The sequence below is a fragment of the Streptomyces sp. NWU339 genome, assembly GCF_003143855.1.
In the GTDB taxonomy this organism is placed as follows: Bacteria; Actinomycetota; Actinomycetes; order Streptomycetales; family Streptomycetaceae; genus Streptomyces.
On record NZ_QFRK01000117.1, the window covers coordinates 1 to 4,881 of the forward strand.

At 72.4% G+C, this 4,881-nt stretch carries 6 protein-coding genes; all 6 read left to right on the forward strand.

Translation table 11 applies throughout. From position 1 onward, the window contains the following. Positions 1–391, forward strand: a 391-nt coding sequence (locus tag DIZ27_RS43485) for an ABC transporter permease (protein ID WP_181384014.1), incomplete at its 5' end; no start/stop codon positions are given. A 19-nt stretch (positions 392–410) separates the two neighbouring features. Beyond that, on the forward strand, positions 411–1,172 hold the full coding sequence (locus DIZ27_RS43490; RefSeq protein ID WP_375232084.1) for an ABC transporter ATP-binding protein: 762 nt from the start codon (positions 411–413) through the stop codon (positions 1,170–1,172). A 344-nt stretch (positions 1,173–1,516) separates the two neighbouring features. Further along, the gene (gene hpnC, locus DIZ27_RS43495) at positions 1,517–2,419 is read left to right on the forward strand and encodes a squalene synthase HpnC (protein WP_109383788.1); all 903 of its coding nucleotides are present in this window, start codon (positions 1,517–1,519) and stop codon (positions 2,417–2,419) included. After that, on the forward strand, positions 2,416–3,366 hold the full coding sequence (hpnD, locus tag DIZ27_RS43500) for a presqualene diphosphate synthase HpnD (RefSeq protein ID WP_109383789.1): 951 nt from the start codon (positions 2,416–2,418) through the stop codon (positions 3,364–3,366). Before hpnC ends, hpnD begins: the two co-directional genes overlap by 4 nt. Further along, positions 3,366–3,506: a DUF6380 family protein gene (locus DIZ27_RS49130; protein ID WP_375232083.1), complete on the forward strand. Its 141-nt coding sequence runs from the start codon at positions 3,366–3,368 to the stop codon at positions 3,504–3,506. Before hpnD ends, DIZ27_RS49130 begins: the two co-directional genes overlap by 1 nt. Beyond that, positions 3,503–4,881, forward strand: a 1,379-nt coding sequence (gene hpnE, locus DIZ27_RS43505; RefSeq protein WP_109383790.1) for a hydroxysqualene dehydroxylase HpnE, incomplete at its 3' end; no start/stop codon positions are given. The genes DIZ27_RS49130 and hpnE, both read left to right, overlap by 4 nt.

A 4,881-nucleotide genomic window follows, 5' to 3' on the forward strand; every position in this document is an offset into this window, starting at 1 on the left:
GTCCTGGCTGCTGGTGGTGCCCGCGCTGGGGCTGCAGTTCGTCTTCAACACCGGGCTGGCGCTGCTCTTCGCGCGGCTCGGCAGCCGGACGCCGGACCTGGCCCAGCTGATGCCGTTCGTGCTGCGCACCTGGATGTACGCCTCGGGGGTGATGTTCAGCATTCCGGCGATGCTGGCCGACAAGGACGTGCCGGGCTGGCTGGCCGACGTGCTGCAGTGGAACCCGGCCGCGGTCTACATGGACCTGGTGCGCTTCGCGCTGATCGACGGCTACGGCTCCGCGTATCTGCCGCCGCACGTGTGGGCGGTCGCGGTGGGCTGGGCGCTGCTGGCCGGGGTGATCGGTTTCGTCTACTTCTGGAAGGCCGAGGAGACCTACGGTCGTGGCTGACGCGAACACGGACCCGCGCATGCCCACCGTCATCGCGGACGACCTGCACATCGTCTACCGCGTCAACGGGGCCAGGGGCGGCAAAGGCAGCGCCACGGCGGCGCTGAGCCGCATGATCCGGCGGGGCAAGGACGACGCGGCACGGGGCGTGCGCACGGTGCACGCCGTGCGCGGGGTCTCCTTCGTCGCCTACCGGGGCGAGGCCATCGGCCTGATCGGCTCCAACGGCTCGGGCAAGTCGACCCTGCTGCGGGCCATCGCCGGTCTGCTGCCCGCCGAGAAGGGCAAGGTCTACACCGGCGGCCAGCCCTCCCTGCTCGGCGTCAACGCGGCCCTGATGAACGACCTGACGGGTGAACGGAACGTCATACTGGGCGGGCTCGCCATGGGCATGTCCCGCGAGCAGGTCCGGGAGCGTTACCAGGAGATCGTCGACTTCTCCGGGATCAACGAGAAGGGCGACTTCATCACCCTGCCGATGCGCACCTACTCCTCCGGCATGGCCGCCCGGCTGCGCTTCTCCATCGCCGCCGCCAAGGACCACGACGTCCTGATGATCGACGAGGCGCTGGCCACGGGCGACCGCAAGTTCCAGAAGCGTTCCGAGGCGCGCATCCGGGAGCTGCGCAAGGAGGCCGGCACCGTCTTCCTGGTCAGCCACAACAACAAGTCGATCCGGGACACCTGCGACCGCGTCCTGTGGCTGGAGCGGGGCGAGCTGCGCCTGGACGGGCCGACCGACGAGGTACTCAAGGAGTACGAGAAGTTCGCCGGGAAGTAGCCTGGCACGCCGGGGTCCGCCAGGCCCCGGCGTCTGCCAAGGAAGCGTCAACTCCAGCCCCGCATAGGAATCTTGACGCCAATCGGTGCGTTGTCGTGATGCACGGGACACCCCGGCGGTCGGTATCGCGTTGTACAACGTAAGCTGTAGCGGTGCCTAAAGACGGCAATCAGGGCCATAACGCGCGACGCCGCCCGGCGGTCCCCTCCGCCGGAAGCGTGAGCGGCGTGTCCGAAATAGTGTGAATTGGGTCGGCAGTGTAGAACGGGAGATGTGACGGCAATGGCTACGGAGGCTCCCCTGCTGAACGCAGCATGTGTCGTCCCCGCCCAGGGCAGCCCTCGATGACGCGAACCGGCACGCCGCGCGGCGTCGACCCCGAGCGCGCCACCCTCGACAAGGCCGCCGCCGAGAACTTCCCGGTGGCGCCTTTCTTCCTGCCCAGGGCCTGGCGTGACGACCTGATGGCGGTCTACGGCTACGCCCGGCTGGTCGACGACATCGGCGACGGCGACCTGGCTCCCGGCGGAGCCGACGCCCGGCTGCTCGGCGTCGCCCCCGAACGGGCCGATGACCGAACGGCGCTGCTGGACGCGGTCGAGGCGGATCTGCACCGGGTGTTCGACGACGTCCCGCGCCATCCGCTGCTGCGCGGGCTCCAGCCGACGGTCCGCCGCCACGCCCTGACCCCGGAACCCTTCCTGGGCCTGATCGCCGCCAACCGCCAGGACCAGATCGTCAGCCGCTACGAGACCTACGACGACCTGCTCGCCTACTGCGCGCTGTCGGCCAACCCCGTCGGCCGTCTCGTCCTCGCCGTGACCGGCACCGCGAGCCCCGAGCGGATCCGCCGTTCCGACGCCGTCTGCACCGCCCTCCAGATCGTCGAGCACCTCCAGGACGTCGCCGAGGACCTCGGCCGCGACCGCGTCTACCTGCCCGCCGCGGACATGAAGCGCTTCCACGTCCAGGAGGCGGACCTCGCCGCGTCGCACGCCGGCGCGCCGGTGCGTGCGCTGATCGCGTTCCAGGCGCAACGCGCCCGGGACCTCCTGGAGGAGGGCGAGCCCCTCGTGGCCGGCGTCCACGGCAGGCTGAAACTGCTGCTCGCGGGATTCGTGGCAGGGGGAAGGGCGGCCCTCGGCGCCATCGCCGCCGCCGAATACGACGTACTCACCGGCCCGCCCAAGCCCGGCAAGGTCCGGCTGCTGCGCGAGGTGGGCATGACGCTGCGAGGAGAGGGGTGATCCGGACCGTGGAATCGGAAGCACACGCGTCAGCACCGGTACTCGCCGCATACCGGTACTGCGAGGCCGTCACCGGACAGCAGGCCCGCAACTTCGCCTACGGTATCCGGCTGCTGCCGACGCCCAAGCGGCGCGCGATGTCCGCGCTGTACGCGCTCTCCCGGCGCGTCGACGACATCGGCGACGGCCCGCTGGCGGACGACGTCAAGGTCGCCAGGCTCGAGGACACCCGGGCGCTGCTCACCCGGATCCGGAACGGCGCGGTCGACGAGGACGACACCGACCCGGTCGCCGTCGCCCTGGCGCACGCCGCACAGCGGTTCCCGATTCCGCTCGGCGGCCTGGACGAACTCCTCGACGGCGTCCAGATGGACGTGCGCGGCGAGACCTACGAGACCTGGGACGACCTGAAGGTCTACTGCCGCTGCGTCGCGGGTGCCATCGGGCGCGTCTCCCTCGGCGTCTTCGGTACGGAACCCGGCGCGCGGGGAGTCGAGCGCGCCGCCGAGTACGCCGACACGCTGGGGCTCGCGCTCCAGCTCACCAACATCCTCCGGGACGTCAGGGAGGACGCCGAGGGCGGTCGCACGTACCTGCCCGCCGACGACCTCGCCAAGTTCGGCTGCGCGGCCGGGTTCAGCGGGCCGACCCCGCCGCAGGGTTCCGACTTCGCGGGCCTCGTCCACTTCGAAGTGCGCAGAGCCCGCGCCCTGTTCGCCGAGGGCTACCGGCTGCTGCCCATGCTCGACCGGCGCAGCGGTGCCTGTGTCGCCGCCATGGCCGGCATCTACCGCCGCCTCCTCGACCGCATCGAGCGCGAGCCCGAGGCCGTGCTGCGCGGCCGGGTCTCCCTCCCCGGGCGGGAGAAGGCCTACGTCGCGGTGCGCGGCCTCTCCGGCCTGGACACCCGCAACGCGACCCGGCGGACCGTCAGGAGGCGTGCCTGATGGACACACCGCTCCCAGTCGGCACCCCCGCCGGGAAGCGGCGGGCAACCCTCCGCCGCGACGCCGCGTCCCGTACTGAGACGGCCGTCCGCACACCGTCCGGGCCGTACGGCAGCCGGTCAGGAAAGGGCGCACCATGACCCGTGTCAACAGGCCCGAAGGCTCACTCGCCGGCGATCGGGCACCGGCGGGACGGCATGCCGTCGTGATCGGCGGCGGGCTCGCCGGAGTCACCGCCGCGCTCGCGCTCGCCGACGCCGGAGTGCGCGTCAGCCTGCTCGAGGGCCGACCGCGGCTCGGCGGGCTCGCCTTCTCCTTCCAGCGCGGCGACCTGACCGTCGACAACGGCCAGCACGTGTACCTGCGCTGCTGCACCGCCTACCGCTGGTTCCTCGACCGGATCGGCGGAGCGGCCCTGGCACCGCTGCAGAATCGTCTCGACGTCCCCGTTCTCGACGCCGACCGGCCCGAGGGCCGACGGCTCGGTCGGCTGCGCCGCGACGCGCTGCCCGTACCCCTGCACCTGGGGCGCAGCCTCGCCACGTACCCGCACCTCTCGCTCGCCGAGCGGGCCGGGGTGGGCCGGGCCGCACTCGCGCTCAAGGGGCTCGACCTCGCCGATCCGGCCCTCGACGACCAGGACTTCGGCAGCTGGCTGGCCGCGCACGGCCAGTCGGCGCGCGCCGTCGAGGCACTGTGGGACCTGGTCGGGGTCGCCACCCTCAACGCGGTCGCGGGCGACTCCTCCCTGGCGCTCGCCGCGATGGTGTTCAAGACCGGACTGCTGTCCGACCCGGGCGCCGCCGACATCGGCTGGGCCCATGTCCCGCTGGGCGACCTGCACGACCGGCTGGCCCGTAAGGCGCTGGACTCCGCGGGCGTCCGTACCGAGGTCCGTACCCGCGTCACCTCCGTCTCCCCGCACGGCGACGCGGGGTGGAGCGTCCGGGTTCCCGGCGAGACGCTCGAGGCGGACGCGGTCGTCCTCGCCGTACCGCAGCGCGAGGCGCACGACCTGCTGCCCGCGGGAGCGCTCGACGAGCCGGAGCGGCTGCTCCGCATCGGCACCGCGCCGATCCTCAACGTCCACGTCGTCTACGACCGCAAGGTGCTCGCCCGGCCCTTCTTCGCGGCCCTCGGCAGCCCCGTGCAGTGGGTCTTCGACCGCACCGAGGCGTCCGGCCTGCGGCAGGGGCAGTACCTGGCCGTGTCGCAGTCGGTCGCGCAGAACGAGATCGACGAGCCGGTGGCCGCGCTGCGCGCACGCTATCTGCCCGAACTGGAACGGCTGCTGCCGCGCACCCGCGGAGCCGGCGTACGGGACTTCTTCGTCACCCGGGAGCGCACCGCCACGTTCGTTCCCGCCCCCGGCGTCGGACGGCTCAGGCCCGGCGCCCGCACCAAGGCCCCCGGCCTGTATCTGGCCGGAGCGTGGACCGCCACCGGGTGGCCCGCGACCATGGAGGGTGCGGTCCGCAGCGGCGTCGACGCGGCGGACGCCGCRCCCTCCATGGT